21 protein-coding genes are annotated in these 23523 nt (G+C 63.0%); 11 read left to right on the top strand and 10 right to left on the bottom strand.

Annotation, left to right across the window (positions count from 1 at the left end; translation table 11 throughout):
* Window positions 1-157: 157 nt before the first annotated feature.
* Window positions 158-1363: an FAD-binding protein gene (locus X744_RS168290; RefSeq protein WP_023756823.1), complete on the top strand. Its 1206-nt coding sequence runs from the start codon at window positions 158-160 to the stop codon at window positions 1361-1363.
* Between the two features lie 11 nt (window positions 1364-1374).
* Complete coding sequence (glcF, locus tag X744_RS168295) at window positions 1375-2700, top strand: glycolate oxidase subunit GlcF (RefSeq protein WP_023756822.1); 1326 nt, start codon at window positions 1375-1377, stop codon at window positions 2698-2700.
* Here the strand turns inward: glcF and X744_RS168300 are convergent.
* Window positions 2624-3637 carry a bifunctional 5,10-methylenetetrahydrofolate dehydrogenase/5,10-methenyltetrahydrofolate cyclohydrolase gene (locus tag X744_RS168300; RefSeq protein ID WP_023756821.1) on the bottom strand — a complete coding sequence of 338 codons (1014 nt, stop codon included), beginning with the start codon at window positions 3635-3637 and terminating at the stop codon, window positions 2624-2626. The two genes, glcF and X744_RS168300, sit on opposite strands and share 77 nt — an antisense overlap.
* 272 nt (window positions 3638-3909) lie before the next feature.
* Entirely contained in the window at window positions 3910-4650 is a 741-nt protein-coding gene (locus X744_RS168305; RefSeq protein WP_023756820.1) for a L,D-transpeptidase, read from the bottom strand.
* Window positions 4651-4864: 214 nt separating this feature from the next.
* Here X744_RS168305 and X744_RS168310 point away from each other — a divergent pair, with 214 nt between their 5' ends.
* The gene (locus X744_RS168310) at window positions 4865-5503 is read left to right on the top strand and encodes a DNA-3-methyladenine glycosylase I (protein ID WP_023756819.1); all 639 of its coding nucleotides are present in this window, start codon (window positions 4865-4867) and stop codon (window positions 5501-5503) included.
* Window positions 5504-5505: 2 nt separating this feature from the next.
* Here the strand turns inward: X744_RS168310 and X744_RS168315 are convergent, their stop codons facing one another.
* Window positions 5506-5760: a hypothetical protein gene (locus X744_RS168315; protein ID WP_023756818.1), complete on the bottom strand. Its 255-nt coding sequence runs from the start codon at window positions 5758-5760 to the stop codon at window positions 5506-5508.
* Window positions 5761-6016: 256 nt separating this feature from the next.
* Here X744_RS168315 and hisS point away from each other — a divergent pair, with 256 nt between their 5' ends.
* From hisS to X744_RS168340, 5 genes are all read left to right on the top strand, one after another.
* The gene (gene hisS, locus X744_RS168320; protein WP_023756817.1) at window positions 6017-7522 is read left to right on the top strand and encodes a histidine--tRNA ligase; all 1506 of its coding nucleotides are present in this window, start codon (window positions 6017-6019) and stop codon (window positions 7520-7522) included.
* Window positions 7523-7700: 178 nt separating this feature from the next.
* Window positions 7701-8822 carry an ATP phosphoribosyltransferase regulatory subunit gene (locus X744_RS168325; RefSeq protein ID WP_023756816.1) on the top strand — a complete coding sequence of 374 codons (1122 nt, stop codon included), beginning with the start codon at window positions 7701-7703 and terminating at the stop codon, window positions 8820-8822.
* Window positions 8819-9517, top strand: coding sequence for an ATP phosphoribosyltransferase (gene hisG, locus X744_RS168330; RefSeq protein ID WP_023756815.1), 699 nt, complete (start codon window positions 8819-8821; stop codon window positions 9515-9517). The genes X744_RS168325 and hisG overlap by 4 nt, the downstream gene beginning before the upstream one ends.
* 328 nt (window positions 9518-9845) lie before the next feature.
* Window positions 9846-11618, top strand: coding sequence for an AMP-binding protein (locus X744_RS168335; protein ID WP_023756814.1), 1773 nt, complete (start codon window positions 9846-9848; stop codon window positions 11616-11618).
* A 190-nt stretch (window positions 11619-11808) separates the two neighbouring features.
* Window positions 11809-12765 carry a calcium:proton antiporter gene (locus tag X744_RS168340; RefSeq protein ID WP_245266365.1) on the top strand — a complete coding sequence of 319 codons (957 nt, stop codon included), beginning with the start codon at window positions 11809-11811 and terminating at the stop codon, window positions 12763-12765.
* A 100-nt stretch (window positions 12766-12865) separates the two neighbouring features.
* Here the strand turns inward: X744_RS168340 and X744_RS168345 are convergent, their stop codons facing one another.
* The gene (locus X744_RS168345; protein ID WP_023756812.1) at window positions 12866-13774 is read right to left on the bottom strand and encodes a LysR substrate-binding domain-containing protein; all 909 of its coding nucleotides are present in this window, start codon (window positions 13772-13774) and stop codon (window positions 12866-12868) included.
* Between the two features lie 102 nt (window positions 13775-13876).
* On the opposite strand from X744_RS168345, the gene X744_RS168350 reads away from it, so the two are divergent.
* Window positions 13877-14401, top strand: coding sequence for a membrane protein (locus X744_RS168350; RefSeq protein WP_023756811.1), 525 nt, complete (start codon window positions 13877-13879; stop codon window positions 14399-14401).
* 85 nt (window positions 14402-14486) lie between these two features.
* On the opposite strand, the gene X744_RS0135675 is transcribed toward X744_RS168350, so the two are convergent.
* The 5 genes from X744_RS0135675 to X744_RS168370 all read right to left on the bottom strand — a co-directional run bounded on the left by X744_RS0135675 (window position 14487) and on the right by X744_RS168370 (window position 19504).
* Window positions 14487-15266: an ATP-binding cassette domain-containing protein gene (locus X744_RS0135675; RefSeq protein WP_031259482.1), complete on the bottom strand. Its 780-nt coding sequence runs from the start codon at window positions 15264-15266 to the stop codon at window positions 14487-14489.
* Window positions 15266-16363 carry an ABC transporter permease gene (locus tag X744_RS168355; protein WP_023756810.1) on the bottom strand — a complete coding sequence of 366 codons (1098 nt, stop codon included), beginning with the start codon at window positions 16361-16363 and terminating at the stop codon, window positions 15266-15268. Before X744_RS168355 ends, X744_RS0135675 begins: the two co-directional genes overlap by 1 nt.
* Before the next feature lie 55 nt (window positions 16364-16418).
* Window positions 16419-17375, bottom strand: a complete 957-nt coding sequence (locus X744_RS168360) for a sugar ABC transporter substrate-binding protein (protein ID WP_023756809.1) — start codon at window positions 17373-17375, stop codon at window positions 16419-16421.
* A 114-nt stretch (window positions 17376-17489) separates the two neighbouring features.
* Window positions 17490-18389: a myo-inosose-2 dehydratase gene (gene iolE, locus X744_RS168365; RefSeq protein WP_023756808.1), complete on the bottom strand. Its 900-nt coding sequence runs from the start codon at window positions 18387-18389 to the stop codon at window positions 17490-17492.
* Window positions 18386-19504, bottom strand: a complete 1119-nt coding sequence (locus X744_RS168370) for a Gfo/Idh/MocA family oxidoreductase (protein ID WP_023756807.1) — start codon at window positions 19502-19504, stop codon at window positions 18386-18388. The genes iolE and X744_RS168370 overlap by 4 nt, the downstream gene beginning before the upstream one ends.
* Window positions 19505-19602: 98 nt before the next feature.
* Here X744_RS168370 and X744_RS168375 point away from each other — a divergent pair, with 98 nt between their 5' ends.
* Window positions 19603-21063, top strand: coding sequence for a PLP-dependent aminotransferase family protein (locus X744_RS168375; protein ID WP_023756806.1), 1461 nt, complete (start codon window positions 19603-19605; stop codon window positions 21061-21063).
* A 140-nt stretch (window positions 21064-21203) separates the two neighbouring features.
* On the opposite strand, the gene X744_RS168380 is transcribed toward X744_RS168375, so the two are convergent.
* Entirely contained in the window at window positions 21204-21881 is a 678-nt protein-coding gene (locus X744_RS168380) for an MIP family channel protein (RefSeq protein WP_023756805.1), read from the bottom strand.
* A gap of 316 nt (window positions 21882-22197) precedes the next feature.
* On the opposite strand from X744_RS168380, the gene X744_RS168385 reads away from it, so the two are divergent.
* Window positions 22198-23487: an RsmB/NOP family class I SAM-dependent RNA methyltransferase gene (locus tag X744_RS168385; RefSeq protein ID WP_023756804.1), complete on the top strand. Its 1290-nt coding sequence runs from the start codon at window positions 22198-22200 to the stop codon at window positions 23485-23487.
* Window positions 23488-23523 lie beyond the last annotated feature (36 nt).

The raw sequence follows: 23523 nt of genomic DNA, 5'->3' as shown, positions 1-23523 counted from the left end.
CGGCAGCTTCGACATCTCGCCCTACCGCCTCGGTTGGGGATTGGCGAAAGCAAGACCGTCAGCAAATCTCCCCCCTTGAGGGGGAGATGTCCGGTAGGACAGAGGGGGGCGCCAAGGATCGCGGCATCTCGGTATTCACGACTGGCGCGTTCTCCTCATGACCACCTTCACGCCAACCACTTCAGACGAAGTCCTGTCCACCGTCGCCTGGGCGGTGGCGGAAGAGGCGCCGCTCGAAATCCTTGGCCATGGGTCCAAGCGCGGCATCGGCCGTCCGCTGCAAACCGAACACACGCTCGACCTGTCGAAGCTCGCCGGTGTCACGCTTTACGAACCCGCCGAACTGGTGCTGTCGGCCAAGGCAGGCACACCGCTGGCCGACATCGAGAAGTTGCTGGCGGAAAACGGCCAGCAGCTTGCCTTCGAGCCGATGGACTACGGCCCGCTGCTTGGCGACGAAGCTGGCAAAGGAACGATCGGCGGCGTGCTCGCCGCGAACCTTTCCGGTCCGCGCCGGCTGAAGGCGGGCGCGGCACGCGATCATATTCTGGGCATCAATGTAGTGTCGGGCCGTGGCGAGGCCTTCAAGTCGGGCGGTCGCGTCGTCAAGAACGTCACCGGCTATGACATGTCGAAGCTGATGGCCAACAGCTGGGGCACGCTGGCCGTGTTCACCGACGTCACTTTCAAGGTGCTGCCGGCCGCCGAGACCGAAGTCACGCTCGCCATCCGTGGCCTGCTCGACGATGCGGCCGCAGCAGCCATGGCATTGGCGCTCGGTTCGAGTGCTGAAGTGTCGAGTGCCGCCCATCTGCCGGAGCGCATCGCCGCACGCGTCGCCGGCGGCGCGCTCGGCAGCGAGGCCGCCACGCTGCTGCGTGTCGAGGGCTTTGGTCCGTCGGTCGCCTACCGCGTCGCCGCGCTGAAAACGCTGCTCGGCAAGGCCGGGCCGCTGGAGGAGATTTCCGGAGAAATTTCACGGCTGATCTGGCGCGACGTGCGCGATTGCAGGCCCTTCGCCGACAGCAGCGAGAAACCGGTGTGGCGCGTGTCGATGACGCCGGGAGCGGGCCACCAGATGGTGCTGGCCTTGCGCATGCAGGCCGCCGTCAGCGCCTTCTATGACTGGCAGGGCGGCCTGGTGTGGCTGCGCATGGAACAGGGCGATCCGGAAGCCGCATTGCTGCGCGGGCTGTTGCGGAAACATGGCGGCGGCCATGCGACGCTGGTGCGCGCCGCACCTTCCCATCGCGCCGCCTTGCCGGTGTTCGAGCCGCAGCCGCCGGCCTTGGCAGCACTCAGCCTCCGGCTGAAGCAGGAATTCGATCCTAAAAACATCCTCAATCCCGGCCGCATGGCCTAGGATCCAACGCGATGCAGACCAATTTTTCGCTTGCCCAGCTTGCCGATCCGCACGTCGCGGAATCCGAGAAGATCCTGCGCAAATGCGTGCATTGCGGCTTCTGCACCGCGACCTGCCCGACCTATGTGACATTGGGCAACGAGCTCGATTCACCGCGCGGCCGCATCTACCTGATCAAGGACATGCTGGAAAACGGCCGTCCCGCCGACAAGGACATCGTCACCCATATCGACCGCTGCCTGTCCTGCCTTGCCTGCATGACGACATGCCCATCGGGCGTCAACTACATGCATCTGGTCGACCATGCCCGCGCCCATATCCAGGAGACCTACAAGCGGCCGCTGCTCGACCGCCTGACCCGTGCCATGCTGGCCTTCGTGCTGCCCCATCCCGCGCGTTTCCGCGCTGCGCTCAAGCTTGCGAAGCTGGGCAAGCCGCTCATTGGCGTGTTCGAAAAGGTCCCGGCGCTGAAGCCGCTCGGCGCGATGCTCAAGCTCGCCCCGGCCTCGATCCCCACGGCCTCGCCAAGCGCTTCACCAGGCACCCATGCCGGGCAGGGGACCCAAAAGGGCCGCGTCGCCATCCTCACCGGCTGCGCGCAATCGGTGCTCGATCCCGCCATCAACGAGACGACGATTTCGCTGCTGACGCGGCTCGGCGTCGAGGTCGTGGTGCCGCAGGGCGAGGGCTGTTGCGGCGCACTGGTGCATCATATGGGGCGGGAGCAAGCTGCCCTGGCCTCCGCAAGGCAGAATGTCGACGCCTGGACGCGTACGATCGAACAAGGCGGCCTTGATGCCATCGTCATCACCGCGTCCGGCTGCGGCACCACCATCAAGGATTATGGCTTCATGCTGCGGCACGATCCGGCCTATGCCGACAAGGCCGCGCGCGTTTCGGCCCTGGCCAAGGACGTCACCGAGTATCTGGCGGGTCTCGACTTGCCCGAACCGGTGCGCAAACCGGGCACCGTCGTCGCCTATCATTCGGCCTGCTCGATGCAGCACGGCCAGAAGATCACCCGCCAGCCGAAGGAACTGCTGGCCAAGGCCGGCTTCATCGTGCGCGAGCCCCGCGAAGGCCACCTGTGCTGCGGTTCGGCCGGCACCTACAACATCCTGCAGCCCGAGATTTCGGCGAAGCTGCGCGACCGCAAGGTGAAAAACATCGAGGCGACGGGTGCCTCGATCGTCGCCACTGGCAATATCGGCTGCATCACGCAGATCGCTTCCGCCGCGAAGCTGCCGGTCATGCACACGATCAAGCTTCTCGACTGGGCCTATGGTGGGCCAAAGCCGGAAGGCGTGCTGGACGAGAGCTTGATCGCCGCGGAATAGCCCCGCCTGTCCCGGCGTTATCTGCCGCCAGCCTGTCGGCGGTGCCGTAGGTCGCCTCGTACAGCGCGCGCTGGCGGCTGAGCGCCACCATTGTGTTGCGCAGCAAGATGGCGACCGTGATCGGGCCGACGCCGCCCGGCACCGGCGTGATCCACGAGGCAACCTCGCGCACGCTGTCGGTGTCGACATCGCCGACGATGCGGCTGGAGCCGTCGGGTCCGATCTCGGAATTGATGCCGATGTCGATCACGGCAGCGCCCGGCTTGACCATGTCGGCCTTGATCAGCCTTGGCTTGCCGACGGCGACGAACAGCGCGTCGGCGCGCCGCGCATGGGCGGCGACCGATCGCGTCATGTGGTGGCAGACCGTTACCGTCGCGCCCTCGCTCATCAACAGGAAGGCGATCGGTTTGCCGACGATTTCCGAATGGCCGACGATCACGACTTCCAGCCCCTTGAGGTCGAGGCCGGTCTCCTTCAGCAGCTCGACCGAAGCGGCCGCCGTGCAGGGGGCGAGGTCGAGCTGATTGTAGACGATGTTGCCGATCGAGGACGGATGCATGCCTTCGACATCCTTTAGCGGATGCACCGCCGCCTGCAGCGTCCTGATTGGGATATGGGCAGGGACCGGCCGCTGGATGATGATGCCGGTGACGCGCGGATCGGCATTCAGGCCGTGGATCGCCGCTTCCAGCTCTCCGGCGGTGATGGTGGCGGGAAAGCGCCTTTCCTCGAAATCGATGCCGGCCAGTTGCGCCTTGGCGCGCTGGTTGCGCACATAGACCTCCACCGCCGCGGTGTCGCCGACGGTGATCGAGATCAGCTTGGGCGCAAAACCTTCGGCTTTGGCAATCGCCGCGTCCTCGCCGACAGTTGCGATGATGCGCTGGGCAACCGGGCCGCCCTTGAGATAACGGCTATCTTCGGACAGGGGCATGGGTGAACTCTTTTGCTCTGAGTGTTGCCGCCGACATAGCAAAAGAACACCGGCAAGGGCAGCACGAAAGCGAACCGTCATGCCTCTTGCGCGACGTACGGACGAAAGCGTCTTTGTTATGGATCAGACGCCGATCAAAACGGAAAGGGCAGCGCGGTTTCCCGTGCTGCCCTTCCTGACTGGCCGCATCCCCATACGACCCGTCCCCCGTTATCCCTAAACTGGCCCGCAAAAGCAGATTGCATTGCCGGCCAAGTGATTCGCAAGACCTATCATATCACCTCGACCGTGGTTCCGACATTGACCCGTTCATAGAGGTCGACCACGTCCTCGTTGCGCATGCGAATGCAACCCGACGACACCGCGCCGCCGATCGTCCACGGCTGGTTGGTGCCGTGGATACGGTATTCGGTCGTGCCGAGATAGAGCGCGCGGGCGCCGAGTGGGTTCTCCGTGCCTCCGGCCAGATAGGTCGGCAGATAGCGACCCTTGGCGGCTTCGCGCTTGATCATCTGCGCCGGCGGGCGCCAGTCCGGCCATTCGCGCTTGTTGGTGATCTTGTGCGTGCCCGACCATTCGAAGCCCGGCTTGCCGGTGCCGACGCCATAGCGCCGCGCCTTGCCGTCCTTCTCGACCAGGAAAAGGAAATTCTGCGTGGTGTCGATGACGATCGTGCCGGGCTTCTGCGGGCCGTCATAGTCGACCTCCTGTGGCAGGAAGATCGGGTTGATCTGCGGACGCATGGCAACACGTTTCGCGGGCGGCTGCACCGCTGCCGTCTGCACCCGGTCGGGCTGTTGCGCAGCGCGCAGCCGCGGCTGCTGCTGCACGATCTGGCGGTTCTGTCGCACGATGCCGGGCGCATGGCCGAGCTGCAGCACCCAAGGGGCGGAAAGGTCGGGACTCACCATCACCGGAGGCCTGTCGACATAGCGGTCGCCGGCAGTCGAGGGCGTGACGCCGGCGGCAAACACAGCCATGGCGCCGAGCATGGGAAACAGAATTGTCTTCATCGGAACGCACCTTGATCGTCTGATACAAACGGGTGGAAACGTCCTCCCGGTTCGGCGATCATTGGCGTGCGAGCAGCAACCGAAACATGAATCGGAATGCGTAAAATGCGCAAGTGTCAGTAAACCTTTTGGTGTGGTTACCGCCGGGTTCAGGAATCTGGTAAAGCCGCAGTAAATGCAGCCCAGAAGCATATTAACGAACGGATTTTTGCCTATGAACAAGGAAAACACCGGCCTGCTCGCCGGTCCCGACGGTGTCGCGCGCTGCTTCTGGCACGGCAATCTGCCTGATTACCTGCACTACCACGACCATGAGTGGGGACGGCCGGTGGCCGATGACCACAGGCTGTTCGAAAAGATCTGCCTCGAAGGCTTTCAGTCGGGCCTGTCGTGGCTGACCATCCTGCGCAAGCGGGAGAATTTTCGCGAAGCCTTCGCCAATTTCGAATTCGACAAGATCGCCGCCTTCACCGACAAGGATGTCGAGCGCCTGCTCGGCAATGCCGGCATCATCCGCCATCGCGGCAAGATCGTCTCGACCATCAACAACGCTAAGCGCGCCCGCGAAATGGTGGATGAATTCGGCTCGCTGGCCGCCTGGTTCTGGAAGTTCGAACCCGGCAAGGATGAGCGGCCGCAGATCGTCGATCTCGCCCATCTGCGCGCCAACCCGACCACGGCCGTCTCGGTGCGAATTTCAAAGGAGTTGAAGAAGCGCGGCTGGAGCTTTGTCGGCCCGACCACCGTCTACGCCTTCATGCAGGCGATGGGTCTGGTCAACGACCATCTCGAGGGCTGTGTCTGCCGCAAAGAGGTTGAGAAGCAGCGGAAGGCCTTTAAACGGCCGAAATAGGCTCAGGTGCCGTTGGCGCTGGCCAGCACCAGGCCGGCGACGATCGCCACCACCGTGGCCACTGTTGGATAGATCACCAGCAGCCCGGTCATCAACGCGTCGCGCATGGACGGGCTGTTGCCGGTGTCGGCCGGGACTTCGAACGGGCCGGCAGCCTGGCTGACCATTTTCGGAGCGTGGATGTCGGCCGGGCGCAAGCGTGCGGGCAATTCGCCGGCATCGCTGCCGATGGTATGAAATCTTGCTGTGCTGGTCATCGCCGCGAACCCCTCATTTCGGCGCGTTTATCGACCGCGATTGTGTCGGCACGATGCCGCGCCCATGGTGGGATTGTTTCATTCTCGGTGCGTTTCTGTTTCAGGGGCGGCTGAAACGAAGGCGGGCGCTCGCACCCATCTCTCTGAGAGAGTGCAGATGGGTGCGCCTCGGCGGCCTTGCCGCACAAAGCCGGTTCGGCTAGGACACGCGCACTTGAAACAAGTCCGCATTTACCCAACAAAAAAGATCCAGCTCATGGCCGATAAATCGGAAAAGACGAAAGCGCGACTGCCGCGCGGTTTTGCCGACCGCAGCGCAGAGGACATCCGCGCCGTCGAGAAGATGATGGCGACGATCCGCTCGGTCTATGAGCTTTATGGCTTCGAACCGGCCGACCAGCCGCTGATCGAATACACCGATGCGCTTGGAAAATTCCTGCCCGACCAGGACCGGCCCAACGAAGGCGTGTTCTCCTTCCAGGATGACGACGACCAATGGCTGTCGCTGCGCTATGACCTGACCGCGCCGACGGCGCGCTTTGTCGCCGAGAACTATGAGCGCCTGCCGAAACCCTATCGCAGCTATCGCTCCGGCTGGGTGTTCCGCAACGAGAAGCCGGGCCCTGGCCGCTTCCGCCAGTTCATGCAGTTCGACGCCGACACGATCGGCACGCCGGGCGTGGCCGCCGACGCCGAGATGGCGATGATGATGGCAGACGTCATGGAAGCGCTCGGCATCAAGCGCGGCGACTACGTCATCCGCGTCAACAACCGCAAGGTTCTGGACGGCGTTCTGGAGGCGATTGGTCTTGGCGGCGACGAGAATGCCGGCCGCCGGCTGACGGTGCTGCGCGCGATCGACAAGCTGGACAAGCTTGGGCCGGAAGGGGTGAGGCTTCTGCTTGGGCCGGGGCGCTGGGATGGCGGCAAGGAAGGCGAAGGCGACTTCGCCAAGGGCGCCGGGTTGAACAGCGGGCAAGCCGAGGCAGTCCTTCTCGCGACGGCGAGGAATACACAGGCCGGCAAGGATGCCATGGTCAGTTCGAACGCAGTCTACCAGGAAGGTGTGGGCGAACTCGCGACGATTGAAGCCTTGGTCAGGGGGGCCGGATATGGCGAGGACCGTATTGCCATGGACCGTTCCGTCGTGCGCGGCCTCGAATATTACACCGGCCCCGTCTTCGAGGCCGAGTTGCTGGCGGAAATCCCCAATGAGGACGGCCAGATCGTGCGCTTCGGCTCGGTCGGTGGCGGCGGCCGTTATGATGGCCTGGTCTCGCGCTTTCGCGGCGAGCCGGTGCCGGCGACCGGTTTTTCCATCGGCGTCTCCAGGCTGATGACCGCGCTGAAGAACCTCGGCAAGCTCGACACCTCGGACGTGATCGCGCCGGTCGTGGTGCTGGTGATGGACAAGGATATCGACAGTCTCGGCCGTTACCAGAAGATGGTGTCGGAGCTGCGTGCCGCCGGCATCCGCTCCGAAATGTACCTCGGCGGCGCCGGCATGAAAGCACAGCTCAAATATGCCGACCGTCGCGGCTGCCCGGTCGCAATCATCCAGGGTGGCGACGAGCGCGCCAAGGGCGAGTTGCAGATCAAGGACCTGATCGAAGGCGCGCGCATGTCGGCCGAGATCACAGACAACGCCGAATGGCGCGCCGCCCGTCCGGCGCAGGTGACGGTCGCGGAGGGTGAGCTGGTTGCCGAGGTGAAGAAGATTTTGGCGGCGCAGGCTGCCGATCGCGCGAAAGGTGACGCTTGAACACCCCCCTCTGGCCTGCCGGCCATCTCCCCCGCATGGGGGGAGATCGGATGTCACGTGGGCTTTCGCCAATCTCCAGCGTTGAAGGAGAGGCGCTGAGCCTCAAGCTGCCAATCTCCCCCCTTGCGGGGGAGATGGCCGGCAGGCCAGAGGGGGGTGCCTCGCGCCCATCCGATCGATGACCTCCCGCTACCCCGCCATCGCAGCCGACATCACCAACCTCTTCGCCACCCGCGACACGCATGCCGTCGAGGTCGCGGTGCTGCAGCCGGCCGACCCGTTCCTCGACATGGCCGGCGAGGATTTGCGCCGCCGTATCTTTCTGACCGAAAGCGAGACGGGGCAGACATTGTGCCTGCGGCCTGAATTCACCATTCCGGTTTGTCTCGACCACATAAATTCGCAGGCCGGGACGCCGCGGCGCTATTCCTATCTCGGCGAGGTCTTTCGCCAGCGTCGCGAGGGCGGCAACGAGTTCTTCCAGGCCGGTATCGAGGACCTCGGCGACCGTGACACCGCTGAAGCCGATGCCCGCTCGCTGGCGGACGCGCATGCGCTGCTTTCCTTGGTGCTGCCCGGCCAGGCCCTGGCGATCACGCTCGGCGACCAGACCATTTTCGAGGCTGTGCTGGCTTCCCTTGGCCTGCCCCGCGGCTGGCGTATGCGTCTTGCCCGCGCCTTCGGTTCGGCGCCGATGCTTGAGGCGGCACTCGCAGATCTCGCCAATCCGCCGCGCAACGGTCAGCTCTCCGGCCCGGTCGCCGCCCTCGTTCTCGACGGTGATCTGGACGGACTTTCGGCTCACATCGCCGGCGGCATGGAAGAGGCGGGGCTGTCGGCATCCGCCGGCCGCCCGCCATCCGACATTGCACGGCGGCTGATCGAAAAGGCCGAACTGCGCAGCGTGCGGCTGTCGAACGAAGCCTTTGCTGCGCTGAAGGGTTTTCTGGCGATCGACGTGCCGCTCGATGGCGCGGCCGAGGCGCTGGCCTCCTTCGCCAGCGCTGGCGGGCTTTCGCTCGATAGCGCGCTGGAGAAGTTCGCCGCCCGCGCCAGGGCGATCGAGGCGCATGGCCTGCCGGCCGGAAACATCCGTTACGATGCCGCCTTCGGCCGTCCGCTCGATTACTACACCGGCCTGGTTTTCGAAATCGCGGCTGACAATGGCGACCGGCCGTTGGCCGGTGGCGGCCGCTACGACCGGCTGCTGACCTTGCTTGGCGCGAAGACGCCGATCCCCGGCGTCGGCTTTTCCGTCTGGCTCGACCGCATCGAGGCGTTGCGGGAGACGGCGCCATGATCACGCTCGCGATCCCGTCGAAAGGTCGCCTGAAGGAGCAGGCGCTGGAAATACTGGCCAAAGCCGGACTTGCCGTCAGCCTGCCCGGCGACGAACGCAAGTACCACGCCCGCGTCGAGGGCCTGGACAATGTCGAAGTGGTGTTCCTGTCGGCTTCCGAGATATCAGGCGAGATCGGCCAGGGCACGGTCGATCTCGGCATCACCGGCGAAGATCTGGTGCGAGAGAACCTCGCTGACTGGGAGACCCGCGCCGAAATCGTCGCCCGTCTCGGCTTTGGCAGTGCCGATGTCGTGGTTGCCGTGCCGGACATATGGCTCGACGTCGACACCATGGCCGACCTTGACGATGTCGCCGCCGATTTCCGCCAGCGCCACGGCAGGCGATTGCGCATCGCCACCAAATACTGGCGGCTGACCCAGCAATTCTTCTCGCAGAAGCATGGCATCCAAGTCTATCGCATCGTCGAGAGCCTTGGTGCCACCGAAGGCGCGCCGGCCGCGGGGCTGGCCGATGTCATCGTCGACATCACCACCACTGGCTCGACGCTACGCGCCAATCATCTCAAGGTGCTTGGCGATGGCCTCGTCCTGCGATCGCAGGCCTGTCTCGTGGCCTCGAAGAAGACACGGGCGGCGGCGGATGAAGCGATCCTGCGCGACATTGCCGTGAAGGTAGCGGCAGCGGCCGGATAGCGGCGGCCCTTCCCGCCCGCCACATCCTTGGGGCTTCGAACCCCAGCTTGACAAGAACCCTGACGGCGGCCGGTCCGGCAATGTAGATGCCTTTGTGCCGGCAGCGTTTCATTGACTTGTGAGGGCAGTTATGCTACTAATTTGGCCATGGTGCTGAATTGCGCCAGTGACCCGCCGCCCAGGCGGGTTTTTGCGTTTTGATGCTTCGTCAGCAAGCGCGAGTCTCCGAAGCATCGTTGACCGGATCGTTGCCTCGACACGACTTTCGGCGGGATTTTCACCACGCCCTCGGGCTGATAGGTTTGGCCAGTCCCGGGAGGAGAGAGCGATGCCAGTCCATCTCGACGAGCTGAAGAGCGCCACCAGTTTGCGCGGACGCGGAGCGCGCAATGGCGGTGTTTTCGTAGCACCTGTCGACGGCAAGGCGCATGTCTCGGGCGAGCGCAACGTGCCGCTGCTCGACATGACGATCCCGGCGCTGTTTTCCGACACGGTCAGCAAATACGGCACGCTTGATGCGGCCGTTTTCGTCGATCAGGACAAGCGCTTCACCTGGAGCGAACTGTCGGACACGGTCGACGCGCTGGCCGCCGGCTTCCTGGCGCTAGGGCTGGTAAAGGGCGATCGCGTCGGCATATGGTCGCCCAACCGCTGGGAATGGCTGGTGACGCAATTCGCCACTGCCCGCATCGGCCTGATCCTGGTCAACATCAACCCGGCCTACCGGCTGACCGAGCTCGACTACGCGCTGAACAAGGTCGGCTGCAAGGCGCTGGTCACCGCGGCCAAGTTCAAGACCTCCGACTATCTCGGCATGATCGAGACACTGGCGCCGGAGATCGCGAAGGCCACGCCGGGCAAACTCAAGGCGCAAAAACTGCCGGCGCTGAAGATCGTCATCCGCATGGGCGACGAGAACTCGCCCGGCATGTTCAATTTCGGTGATGTGCTGGCCATGGCCGGGCGCGACGAGCATGACAGCCTCGACCGCATCTCGGAGGGGCTGAGACCGGGCGAGGCCATCAACATCCAGTTCACCTCGGGCACGACAGGGGCGCCCAAGGGCGCGACGCTGACCCACAGCAACATCGTCAACAACGGCAATTTCGTCACTTCGGCGATCAAGCTCACCGTCGACGACCGGCTCTGCATCCCGGTGCCGCTCTATCACTGTTTCGGCATGTCGATGGGCACGATGGGCTGCGTGTCGAAGGGCGCCACCATGGTTTTTCCGGGCGAGGGCTTCGATGCCGGCGCCACGCTGAAGGCGGTGGCTCGGGAACGCTGCACCGGGCTCTACGGGGTGCCGACCATGTTCGTCGCACTCCTCGATCATCCGGACTTCCCGTCCTTCGATCTCTCCAGCCTGCGCACCGGCATCATGGCCGGCTCGCCATGCCCGATCGAGGTGATGAAGAAGGTGGTGTCGCTGATGCATATGGAGGAGGTGACCATCGCGTATGGCATGACCGAGACCAGCCCGGTCTCGTTCCAGAGCGGCGTCGACGATCCGCTGGAAAAGCGCGTCTCGACGGTCGGGCGCGTCCATCCCCATGTCGAGGTCAAGGCGGTCGATGCCGATGGCGCCACCGTCGCCGTCGGCGCGCCGGGCGAGCTTTGCACACGTGGGTATTCCGTGATGAAGGGTTACTGGGAAGACGACGAGAAGACCCGCGAGGCGATCGACAGCGACGGCTGGATGCACACCGGCGACCTCGCCACCATCGACGCCGAGGGCTATTGCAACATCGTCGGCCGGGTCAAGGACATGGTCATACGCGGCGGCGAGAACGTCTACCCGCGCGAGGTCGAGGAATTCCTCTACCGCCATCACAAGGTCAAGGAAGTGCAGGTGTTCGGCATTCCCGACGCCAAATATGGCGAGGAGCTGTGCGCCTGGATCGTGCTCAAGCCCGGCCAGATCGTCAGCGAGCAGGAAATCAAAAACTTCTGCGCCGGCCAGATCGCCCACTACAAGATTCCCCGCTACATCCGCTTCCGCTCCGAATTGCCGATGACGGTGACCGGCAAGCCGCAGAAGTTCCTGATGCGTCAGGCGATGGTCGAGGAACTGGGATTGGTGACGCAGAAGACGGCGTGAGTATAGGCTTTCCGCTAGGTTCGCAGAAACGCACAGGGCCTGAATGAGTGGTTTCGCGCGATCGGTGACTTCTTATGCGATGCCGTTGGCCGCCTTGGTGATGGCTGTCGCAGTCAGAGCCAGCGGGCTGTCGGTAGACGAAGGTTCGCCGAGCGTCAGGATCCTCGTCGGAACGCTTTCGAGTGCGATCATGTTTATCACCATTTTCGTGGTGCTCGACCACGCCGAAGCGGTAGCTCGGCGTATAGGGGAGCCTTACGGTACGTTGGTGCTGACTTTTGCCGTCACGGCAATCGAAGTGTCGATCATCGTTTCCATGATGCTGCATGGAGAGAACAACCCTACGCTTGCACGTGAGTCCGTCTTTTCGACGGTGATGATTACATCTACCGGCGTTGTCGGCACGTGTCTCACGCTTGGCGGCTGGCGCCATCGCAAGCAGGCAATCGTTCGACAAGGGACCAGCGCATATCTGGCGGTTCTGGCCGCGCTGACCGTCATGACGCTTATCCTGCCGACCTACACACGAACTACGGGTCCTGGCACATTTTCAGCAGCTCAACTTGGTTTCGTGAGCGTGCTTTCGGTGCTGCTTTATGCAAGTTTTGTGTTCGCGCAGACTGTGCGGCACCGAGACGACTTTGTCGAAGGGCAGGCGCACGGCGTTTCGCTGCGGACTGCCCCTCACGAAAGCATCTCTGCCAGCACTCTGCTCCTGTTAATCGGGCTGATTGGCATTGTCATGCTCGCCGAGCAAGTCGCCGCAAGTGTTGAAAATACGCTCGTTACCTATAAGGTGACACAGGCTGACAGTATTGTGGGGGCATTGATCGCGGGGCTGGTTTTGATGCCTGAGGCCATTTCGGCGGTTCGCGCTTCCCTCAACAATGAGCTGCAGCGCGGCTTGAATGTCGCGATGGGTTCGGCTTGCGCTACAATTGGTTTGACAATACCGGCGGTCGCAGCCGCCAGCCTGCTGACGGGAAGAGGGTTAACCCTGGGGCTTCCAGCGACTGACACAGTGCTTTTGATTTTAGCGCTCTTCATATGCAACGTGAGCTTTAGTACTGAAAGAACAACATTCTTGACGGGTACGGTTCATATCGTGGTATTTTTTACTTATTTATTTCTTATATTTGTACCGTGAAAGATTTGGTTCGAGCGGGCAACTACTGCACGTATGAGGCGGCCGCTATTGGTGACGCAGAAGACAGCGTGAGGGGGCAGGGGCGACATCCTTCATTGCCTCACGCCTCGTATTTGAGGTGATCGATGAAGGCGCGCAGCTTCGGCAGGATCTGGCGTTTGCCGGGATGGTAGAGGAAAACGCCCGGCGTCGTGGCGGCGACGCCGTCCAGCACCGATTTGAGTTTTCCCTGTTCTATGGGGCCTGCGGCGACGGGACGAGGCGTCTGGGCCAGCCCGATGCCCTGTATCGCCGCACCGAGCAACGTCGGATAGTCGTGCGCGATCAGCGGCCCTGAGACCATCGCCTCGATTGCCTCGTTGCCGTCGACGAACGACCAGGGCGCAAGGGCGCCGTTCGAGCGGCGCAATCGCAGGCAGGCGTGGTGGCGCAAGTCGTCCACACGCTCGGGGCGGCCGTGGCGTTCGAGATAGTCCGGGCTGCCGACGACCACGAACGGGAACGATGGCGTCAGTCGCACGGCGACCATGTCGGGCGCGATGAACTGGCCGAGGCGGATGCCGGCATCGAACCCGCCGGTCGCGAGATCGACCATCTCGTCGCTCGCGGCGATCTCCAGTTCGATCTCGGGATAGGCCCGGCAGAAGGACGCGATCATCGGCTCCAGGATCAGCGGCACGACGGCGCGGGGTACGGAGAGGCGCAGCAACCCGGTCGGCCGTTGGCCAAGGTCGCGTACGGCTTCGCCTGCCGCGACGAGTTCCTCGAAGGCAGGGCCCGCACGGTCCAGGAACCGCTGACCGGCCTCGGTCAAACCGACGCTTCGGGTCGTGCGGACGAACAGCGCCGCACCCATGCGGGCTTCCAGCGTGCGCACCGCCTGGCTCACAGCGGATGGCGTCACCCCGAGATCGGCTGCGGCACGGCGGAAATTGCGGCGCCTGGCGACGGCCAGGAAAGCCTCGATCCCCTCCAGCGCACCGTGTCGGACTGTGTAGTTCTGCTTCATGGGCTGTGATGATTACACCGCCTAGTCGAACTATGAAAGCTGGCCTAGAGGTAACCGGACTGGCTGGGAGCCTGCGTGAACCAGCTGCTGACAGGAGGCCAAATGCCCACCGAAATGCTGTTCCAAATCCATCTCGTTCTCGGCTATGTCGCGTGGCTGCTTTGCTTCGGCGCATACGGGTTGCCGTGGCTGAGCTCAATGGACCGGGTCGCGGCGCAGCGCGCCATCGCCACGCTGCACAGCTTCCGCTTCTTCGGCCTCGTGTTCATCCTGCCGGGCGTCGTAAGCCCCGATCTGCCGGCCGGTTTCGCCGTGTTCGCCGCCTATGGCGATTTCGCGACAGGGGTGCTGGCGATGCTGGCGCTGCTCACGGTGAGGCTACCGCAGCTCTTCTGGCCGCTCGTCGTCGCCTTCAACCTGGTCGGAATGACCGACCTCGTCGTCGATTATTACCACGCGATACAGGTCGGCCTCCCTGCACATGCGGAGCAGCTGGGCGCCACCTACGCGATCCCGATCATCTATGTACCGCTGCTGATGATCACGCACATCGCCGCATTCTATTTTCTGGCGCGCCCTCACCAAAACGCGACTCGAGCCATTGCAGAAGATGCGAATGCTTCCTAACCGTGGCGAACGCCGTGCCTTTCAGCTGTGATGCCGGATGTATCGCGCCTGTCAGGCAAGTCGGGCGCGCGTCAAGTCGGGCTGCTTATGGCCGATTGGTCAGCTCCTGCTCCAGATCGACCAGTTCCTTGCCGCCCGCCATCAGATTGAGCAACTGGTCGCGATCAATCTCGCTTTTTGTGTAAGTGCCAGTGCTTTTGCCGCGCTTCAACAAGGTGAAGCGATCGCCAACCACATAGGCGTGATGAACGTTGTGGGAAATGAAGATGACGCCGATGCCGCGCGCCTTGGACTGCACCACAAGCTTCAGAACCACGGATGCCTGATGGACTCCCAGCGCCGATGTCGGCTCGTCCAGGATCAGAACCTTGGCACCGAAATAGACGGCGCGGGCGATGGCCAGGCACTGACGCTCGCCGCCTGAAAGCGTGCCCACGGGTTGTTCGGGATCGCGCAGCTGGATCCCCATCGCCGACATCTCGTCATACGCCGTGCGGTTCGCGAACTCGCTGTCAAACTGCCGGATCGGTCCGAACTTGCGCATCGGCTCGCGCCCGAGAAAGAAGTTTCGCGCCACGCTCATCAGCGGCACCAGAGCGAGGTCCTGGTAGACGGTGGCAATGCCGCTGTTGCGTGTATCGGCCGGTGAGGCAAACCTTGCGGGCTTGCCCTGCACGCGGATCTCACCTTCGTCAGGTGTATAGACGCCGGACAGCGTCTTGATCAGCGTCGACTTGCCGGCGCCATTGTCGCCAAGCAGACAATGCACCTCGCCAAGACATACATCGAAAGATACGTCCTTCAGCGCAACGACCGAGCCAAAATACTTGCTGACCGATTTCAGTTCGACATAGGGCTCGGCCATCACCGGCTCCTCATGGCGCGGTTGCGCACGTAGCTGTTGAACAGCACCGCGATGACCATCATGGCACCCATGAACAGCTTGAACCAGTCTGTGTCGATGCCGGTGTAGAAGATGCCCATTTGCACCACGCCGAAGATCAACGCCCCGAACATGGCGCCTACGGCCGATCCGTAGCCGCCGGTAAGCAGCGTGCCGCCGATGACGACGGCAATGATGGCCTCGAATTCCTTTTGGGTTCCGCGTAGCGTGTCGGCCGAGCCCGTGACCAGAACCTGGATCGCCGCAAAGAGCGCGGCCGCCATCGCCGTCATGACGAACAGGGTGATCTTGGTGCGTGCAACCGGCACGCCGAGGTTGCGCGCGGCATTGGCTTCACCTCCCGCGGCGAAGATCCAGTTGCCGAAGCGGCTGCGGGTCAGCAACCAGGTACAGGCCAAGGTCAAGACGATCCACCAGACGATGGACACCGGAATGCCGGAGATCGACGGCAGGCCGTCCGCGCGTTTGCCGATCAGGCCGATGTCCGAAAGCCAGGCGATGGGGCCGGAAAGTACCTGTCCCGAGAACAGGCTGTTGAGGGGATCGTTCAGGGCCAGTTCGTGCACGCCTGAAACCTGCGTTCGCCCGGATATGCCGCGCGTGAGGCCGAGCGTCAGGCCGCGCAGCATGAACAGGCTTCCGAGCGTCACGATGAAGGAGGGCAATCCGGTTCTGACCACGGCGAGCCCGTTGAGCGCGCCGATGCAGCCGCAAACAGCAAAGCAGAACAGCAGGGAAAGCCAGATCGGCCAGCCCCAGAACACCGAAGGGATGGCGATCAGGATGCCGGCAAACCCGATCATCGAGCCGACCGACAGGTCGAACTCGCCCGCGATCATCAAAAGAGCCACGGGAGCGGCGAGAATGCCAAGCTGGGCCGAGACTTCGAGGAAATTGATGATGCCCTTGGCGCTGAAAAGCCCGGTATTTCCTGCTGTAATGGCGAAGAACACAAAAACCAGAACGGTTCCGGCCGCCGCGCCAAGTTCCGGCCTGCTCAGAAGGCGGCTCAGGCGGGAGACGGAGCGGACCCGCTCGTCGCGAAGCTCTGCGGTCATGGATGCGCTACCTTCGTCGATGAAGGCGGCCGGGCTGATGCCCGGCCGCGAGCCGTCAACGCTTGCCCAGTTTTGCCAGTTCTATGACCGAGGCGGCGGTATCCTTGGTGACGAAGCCGGGACCCGTCGGATAGTCGGCGATCGGCGCGATCTTGTACTTCTTCCAAAGATCGAACATGGCGACCGGGATATAGCCCATGGCATATTGCTGGGCATCGATACCCCACTCCATCTTGCCGGCAACTACGGCCTGCAGGATCGTGGGAGAAAGGTCGAATGTGCCGGTTTTCACCTTGCCCGCGAGGCCCATTTCATCGAGTGCGGCCAGCGTCGGCTCGGCACCGCTGGCGCCGACTGCAAGAACGAACTGCGTGTCCCCATGAGCGGTCATGTAGGCGGTCACGCGGTTTTTCATTTCGGTCGGGTCGATGACGCCGTTCATCACCGGAACATCGACACCGAGACCTTTGGCAAAACCGGCACAGCGGTCATCGAGGCTCGAATTGCCTACTTCATGGTTGGCGCAGACCGCTTTGTTGATACCGAGTGCCTTGATGCGCTCGCCGGCCATGACGCCCGCCTGGAATTCGTCCTGGCCCATGAACAGCAGGCCGCCAAGGTCATGCGTCAGTTTGGAGCCGCCGGAATCGATGACGATCACCGGAATGCCGGCGGCAATGGCATTCTTGACCGGCGCCGAGAGAGCGGCCGCGTCGGGGATCGAAACAACCATGCCGTCGGGCTTCGAGGCTGCGATGGCGTCGATCATCTGCCCCATCTTGGCCATGTCGAATGTTTCGGGCGCCAGATATTCAGCCTTGACCCCAAGCGTCTTGGCTGCGTCGTCCATGCCGTTCTTCACGACCGACCAATAGGGGTCGCCGCTCTGGCCATGCGTCACAAACACCACGCGCGTTTCGTCGGCGGCCGCAAGGCTCGTGGCCGCCGTCATCATTGTAATGCCGGCCAGCAGGCCGAGCGCAGGCTTTATTAATTTCGCAAGCGAAAACATAATAACCTCCTGTTTGTTTTCCGCCGCCGCAATTACGGTCGGCAGTCCAGTTGCCCCTTCAGTCCAGTCTCATTCATCAGCACTGGTTCCCTGGAGGCCGCATCGCGGCCTCGATCATTTCAAGACTGTAAATCCGGCCTCGCTGGCCATGCGCGACAGATTTTGGAATCCCATTGTCGCATAGATCAGCGGGTTGGCCTTGTTTGGATCCTGCTCGGCCTCGACGACCAGCCAGCCGCTGTAGCCGTTGTCCGCAAGCACCCGCAAAATGGCCGGATAATCGATGAACCCGTCGCCGGGGACCGTGAAGATCCCTTCCATGACCGCGCCCATGAAACTCATGTCCTCGGCGCGGGCACGATCAAGGACGGACTTGCGCGCGTCCTTGCAATGCACATGCACGACGCGTTTGACATGCGCCTTGACCAAAGCCAGCGGGTCGCCGCCTGAAAATATCGAATGGCCGGTGTCGTAGAGAAGGCCGACCGCCTCGCCGGTGTGCCGCATCAGCAAGCCCACCTCGGCATCGGTCTCGACGATGGTCCCCATATGATGATGGAAGGCCATGCGCACACCGAAATCCGCCATCCTCTCGGCCAGCGCGGTCAGTTTTCTGCCATAGGCCGGCCATTCCTCCGGGCCGAGGGCCGGGCGCTGCGAGATCGGCCCCCAAATGGCATTGTGGCGCCCCCGCGACGTGTCGGCATAGACGACGTGGGTCGAGCCCATATCCTTCAGAAGCTGGAGATGCGGCGTGATCGCATCCATTTCCGCACCGACTTCCTTCTCGTCGCAGCAGCCATCATACCAACCGGAAATCACAGCAAGGCCGTGCCGCGCCATGATAGGCCTCAGTTCAGCCGATTGGCGCGGAAACTTTCCGCCTAGCTCGGTGCCGGAATAGCCGGCCTGCTTGGTTTCGCGAAGACAGACCTCGAGCGGAGTGTCGCCACCCAGTTCCGGCACGTCATCGTTGGTCCAGGTGATCGGATTGATGCCTATGCGAACCTTCACGGGCGAACTCCTGATTGCTTGAGCTGGCCAAGGTGGTGCCGCGCGAGGCCGGCCAGCAGCACCATGTCGCGACGCGCGTGTTCGGCCGTGTTGCGCACCGGCGTTCGTTCGACGATCGCCGACCAGAAACCTTTCAGTTCTTCGACGAACGCCTCTTCGTAGCCGCTTCGAATCTCCCGGCTGGAGAGGGTGTGGCCGTCGCTTGCCCGCAGGCTCAGCTGCGTCGGCTGGTGATTGAGATAGGGCGAGGGGAATTCCAGCTCGAGCGCGGCGTCATCGAAGTAAAGCGTGATGCGCTCGCGGTAGTCGGCGAGCCCCGGAACGGCCAGATGCGCCATGCTCCACAGTGCCTGGCCGCCGAGCAGCCGCACGGCGCCGTGGCCGCCTTCGCCCCTCGCGAAAAGCGAGGCGCCGACAATCTCGCCATCCGCGACGCCGAGCGCATCGAGCAGCCCATGCACGGCGTTCACGTCGTGCACGAGCGCCGAACAGTAGGCGCCGACAAAGCCACGAAACGCGTCGGGATCGTCCAATCCGGGCACCGCGCGGTTCACCTGCTCGCGCTGCCTGGCTTCGGTCAAGGCAGCCAACCCCGCCGCGACGTCGTCACCCCGGCATGTCGAATGGTGCCGCACGAACGGCCACGCGTCGGGATCGCTGACCTCGACCGAAATGTAGCGAAGCGTTTGCGCTGTGCCCGGCAGCATTTTCAATGCCGCCTCGTAGCTCGGATCGAAACGCTTCATGTAGCCGACCTGAAGCACCACCCCGGCGCGATCCCTGGCAGAGATCAAGTCGTCGATATCCCCGGGGCTATAGCAAAGCGGCTTTTCGCAGAAGACATGCAGCCCTCTGGCAAGGGCGACGAGAGCCTGTTCCCAGTGCAACGCATCCGGCGAGGCGATGACCACGGCGTCGAGCGGCATGGCGAGAAGCTGGTCTAGATCGGCGAATGTCTCGAGGCCGAACTCGTCGCCGACAAAGTCGCGGACTTTGCGCGAAGGATCATAGACGCCGAGGATCTCGAACTGCCGGTGCAATCTGAGCAGATTGGGAATGTGCTCGACCTGGGCGACACCGCCCGCACCGATCACACCCACCTTTATGCTTTGCATCGGTCAGCCCCATCTGAACCTGATCGCATTCTTCTTGAGCCTAAGGCTGCTTTGGTTCCATTGTTAGAACCAGATCGTTCTGATTTTGTGGAACCACGATGAAGACCAGTTTTCCGATCGACGGCATTGCGCTGGACCGCGAGAGTCCCGCCAATTTGCATCGGCAGCTCTATGTCCAGTTGCGCGACCTGATCGAGCACCGCGTGTTGCCGAGCGGTCACGCGCTGCCCTCGACACGGGTCATGGCGCGGGACCTGCACGTCGGCCGCAACACCGTGATTGCCGCTTGCGACCAACTGGCGCTGGAAGGCTACCTGGCCATACGGCCGCGCAGGCCCTCCGTGGTGATGGATCTGCCGACCAGGTTGGCGGTGCAGGAACACGTCTCGTCAGCGGACGAGAACCCGATATCCTTGCGTGGGCAGACCATGCTCGCCCAACCCTACCATCATGGCCGGCCCGGCATGCTGGCATTTCACCCCGGCATGCCCGACCCGGATAACTTTCCTTTCAACACCTGGTCGAAGCTGCTCAGTCGCCGTGCAAAATTTGCGCATATCGACCTTTTCGGGACCTATCATGTGAAAGGCTATCCTCCGCTTTGCGAAGCCATAGCTCGCTATCTCACGGCCTCGCGCGGCGTGAAGTGCAGCCCGGAGCAGATCGTCGTGACCAATGGTGCCCAGTCGGCGTTCGATCTTCTTGCTCGGCTGCTGATCGATGAAGGCGACACGGTATGGATGGAGGAGCCAGGATACTACGGCGCAGGTTCGGCCTTCGTCTCGGCGGGAGCGAAGCTGGCTCCGCTGCGGGTGAGCAATGCAGGGTGGGATCTTGATCCACCGCCTGTCATTCCGCGCATGATTTTTGTGACGCCCTCCTGCCATCACCCTCTCGGGATAACCATGCCGATGGAACAGCGGCTCAACCTCTTGCACATGGCCGAGACCTGGCGCTCATGGATCATCGAGGACGACTATGACGGCGAGTACCGATTTCAAGGACAACCGATTCCCGCGCTGCAGGGCATCGGCGCGTCAAATCGCGTGGTCTATGTCGGCACCTTCGCGAAGATACTGTTTCCAGCCATGCGCCTGGGCTTTCTGGTGGCGCCCAAGGTCATCGACCCTACGATCGTAGCGGCGATGAGCGTGACCGGCCAGTTTGCCCCATTGCTTACCCAGGCCGCTCTGGCCGACTTCATGAACGAGGGCCACTTCACCCGCCATCTCAGGCGCATGCGGCGTCTCTATGCGGACAGGCGGCAGTTCTTCCTGGAAAGCTCACAGAGACATCTCGGAGAATGGCTGGATTTCCACGCCACCGAGTCCGGGATCCAGGTTGTCGGCATTTTCCGCGAGGGATGTAACGACACCTCGATTGCCGAGGCGGCGCTCCAGCACGGGATCAATTTGTCGGCGTTGTCGATTCAGTACCGTCACGGCACGAAACAGAACGGCCTTGTCATGGGCTTTGCGGCTGCTGATGCGCAGACAACCGAAAACACCATGCAGAAATTTCGGACCGTGCTGAAAACCTGTTTCTCAAAAAGCATCTGATCCTGGCCAAAATGCCGAGATTGATCACGCCTTTGAGGCCGAGCTGCTGATGAGAATTCGACGCGTCTGTCGCTAACAAAAAGGCGCGGACGATGCCCGCGCCTTTTGTATTCTGGTCTTTGTATTCAACCTTCCGAAGCTCAGTCCTTCTCGAAGACACGCGCCTTGGCGACGACGCCGGCGATGGCGCCGCCGATCAACGGTGCAACGATGAACAGCCAGAGCTGGCCGATCGCGGCAGTGCCGGAAAACAGCGCCGGGCCGATCGAACGGGCCGGGTTGAGCGAGGTGCCGGTCACCGGGATGATGGCGAAATGCAACCCTGCCAGCGTCAAGCCGATGACCAGCCCGGCGAACGCCGTCGAGTGCTTTTCAGCCGTGACGCCGAGGATTACGGTGACGAAGGTGAAGGTGCCGATCACTTCCCACAGGAACGCCGAGCTGACACCCCATTTGGCCACGTCCCAGCCATTGGCGCCGAAGCCGCCAGTGTGTCCGCCAACCTGGCCGAAGACAATGATCCACAACGCCAGCGAGGCGAGGATGGCGCCAATGACCTGCGCGATCCAGTAGGGGATGACGTCCTTGGCCGGCAGCCGGCCGGCAAGGAAGACGCCGAGCGTCACCGCCGGATTGAGATGCGCGCCCGAAATGGGGCCGATCGCATAGGCCGCCGCAATGAGGCCGATGCCGAACGCCAGGCCGATGCCTTCCTGCCCGAGCGGCAGAGCGCCGCCGAAACCACCCGTAACCACCGACGCCGTACCGATGAACACCAATAGAAATGTGCCTAGAACTTCCGCCAGATAAGTTTTCATTGCCCTCTCCTCGTAGCGATCCGCCGGTCCGTCTTTTCTGCGCCGCGAATCATGGCGCCAAGAGTATTCTCAACGGAAAAATTTGGGAAGCAGAGCTATTGCGCCACGTGCCATGCTTGCGGTCGCCGGTCACGAATATTAGAGATCTTTGATCTATTGATCGATCTGCTGCCGCCGGCCTGAGACATTTACTGGTTGGGTCGCTGGTCTCGGTTTGGGTTGCCGCGTCGTCGCCAGGCGGAAGCGGGGTTCAATCCAGGCGCGAAAGGCTCTAAGAGCAGGCTGAGATCATGTGCTCGATTTGATGGAATGACGAATGCGACTGGGCGGACGGCTGGCTGCGGCCATCGAAGTGCTGGAAGACATCGGCCGGCGCCACCGGCCGGTGGCGGACGCGCTGAAGGACTGGGGCCTGTCGCATCGCTTCGCCGGCGGCGGTGACCGCGCGGCGATCGGCAACATCGTTTATGATGCCTTGCGCCACAAGCGGTCCGCCGGCTGGCTTTTGGGCGAGGACACGCCGCGCGCCATCGGCTTCGGCGCCCTGCTTCTCGAATGGGGCCAGACCGCGCAATCGCTCAACGACGCGCTCGAAGGCGACAAGTTCGCACCGCCGCTGCTCACTGCCGCCGAGCTTCAGGCAATTGCCGAACGCCGGCTTGCCGATGCGCCGGGCGCGATACGGGCCGACATACCGGATTGGTGCGCGCCGCTTTTCGAGCGAGCCTTTGGCCCGACCTGGGTCGACGAGGGAGCGGCGCTTGCGACACGCCCGCCGCTTGACCTCAGGGTCAACACCTTGCAGGCCGATCGCGTCAAGGTGCTGGCCGAACTGTCGGGTACCGGCGCGAAACCCGCGGCAATTGCCCCGCAGGGTATCCGCATTCCGCCGATCGACGGCGACGGCAGGCATCCGAACGTCCAGGCTGAGCCGGCCTTCCAGAAAGGCTGGTTCGAGGTCCAGGACGAAGGCTCGCAGGTGGTGGCCGCCCTTGCCGGGGCCGAAGCCGGCATGCAGGTGCTGGATTTCTGCGCCGGCGCCGGCGGCAAGACGCTGGCGCTCTCGGCTTCGATGGGCAATACAGGCCAGATCTTCGCCCACGACGCCGAAAAGGCGCGGCTGGCGCCGATCTTCGACCGCATCCGTCGTTCGGAAAACCGCAATATCCAGATCGTCACCAAGCCGTCCGAACTCGCGCCGCTCGGCAGCCACATGGACGTCGTGCTGGTGGATGCGCCCTGCACCGGCAGCGGCACATGGCGGCGCCGTCCCGACGCCAAATGGCGGCTGACGCAAAGGCAGCTCGATGCCCGCAAGGGTGAGCAGTCGACGATCCTCGATGCGGCAAAAACCTATGTCAAGTCGGGCGGCCTGCTGGTTTACATCACTTGCTCGGTCTTCGATGAGGAGAATGGGGAGCAGGTCGCGGCCTTCCTCGACCGCAACAGCGGATTTGTCCCGGTCGATCATCGCGCGCTCTGGGACGGCCGTTTTCCCGGCCACGCGGCAGCCGCACGCATCGGTGTCGAAGGGGACATCTCGCTGTCGCCGGCGCTGAGCGGCACCGACGGGTTTTACTTCTGTGCGTTGCGCAGGTCGGCCTGAACCTCAACGGAGATCGCCAATCCCTGCCGGATGTGA

The organism is Mesorhizobium sp. LNHC252B00, from assembly GCF_000502955.1.
Lineage (GTDB): Bacteria > Pseudomonadota > Alphaproteobacteria > Rhizobiales > Rhizobiaceae > Mesorhizobium.
Note: the sequence above shows the minus strand (reverse complement) of the source record. Positions and strands in the feature narration are given on the sequence as shown.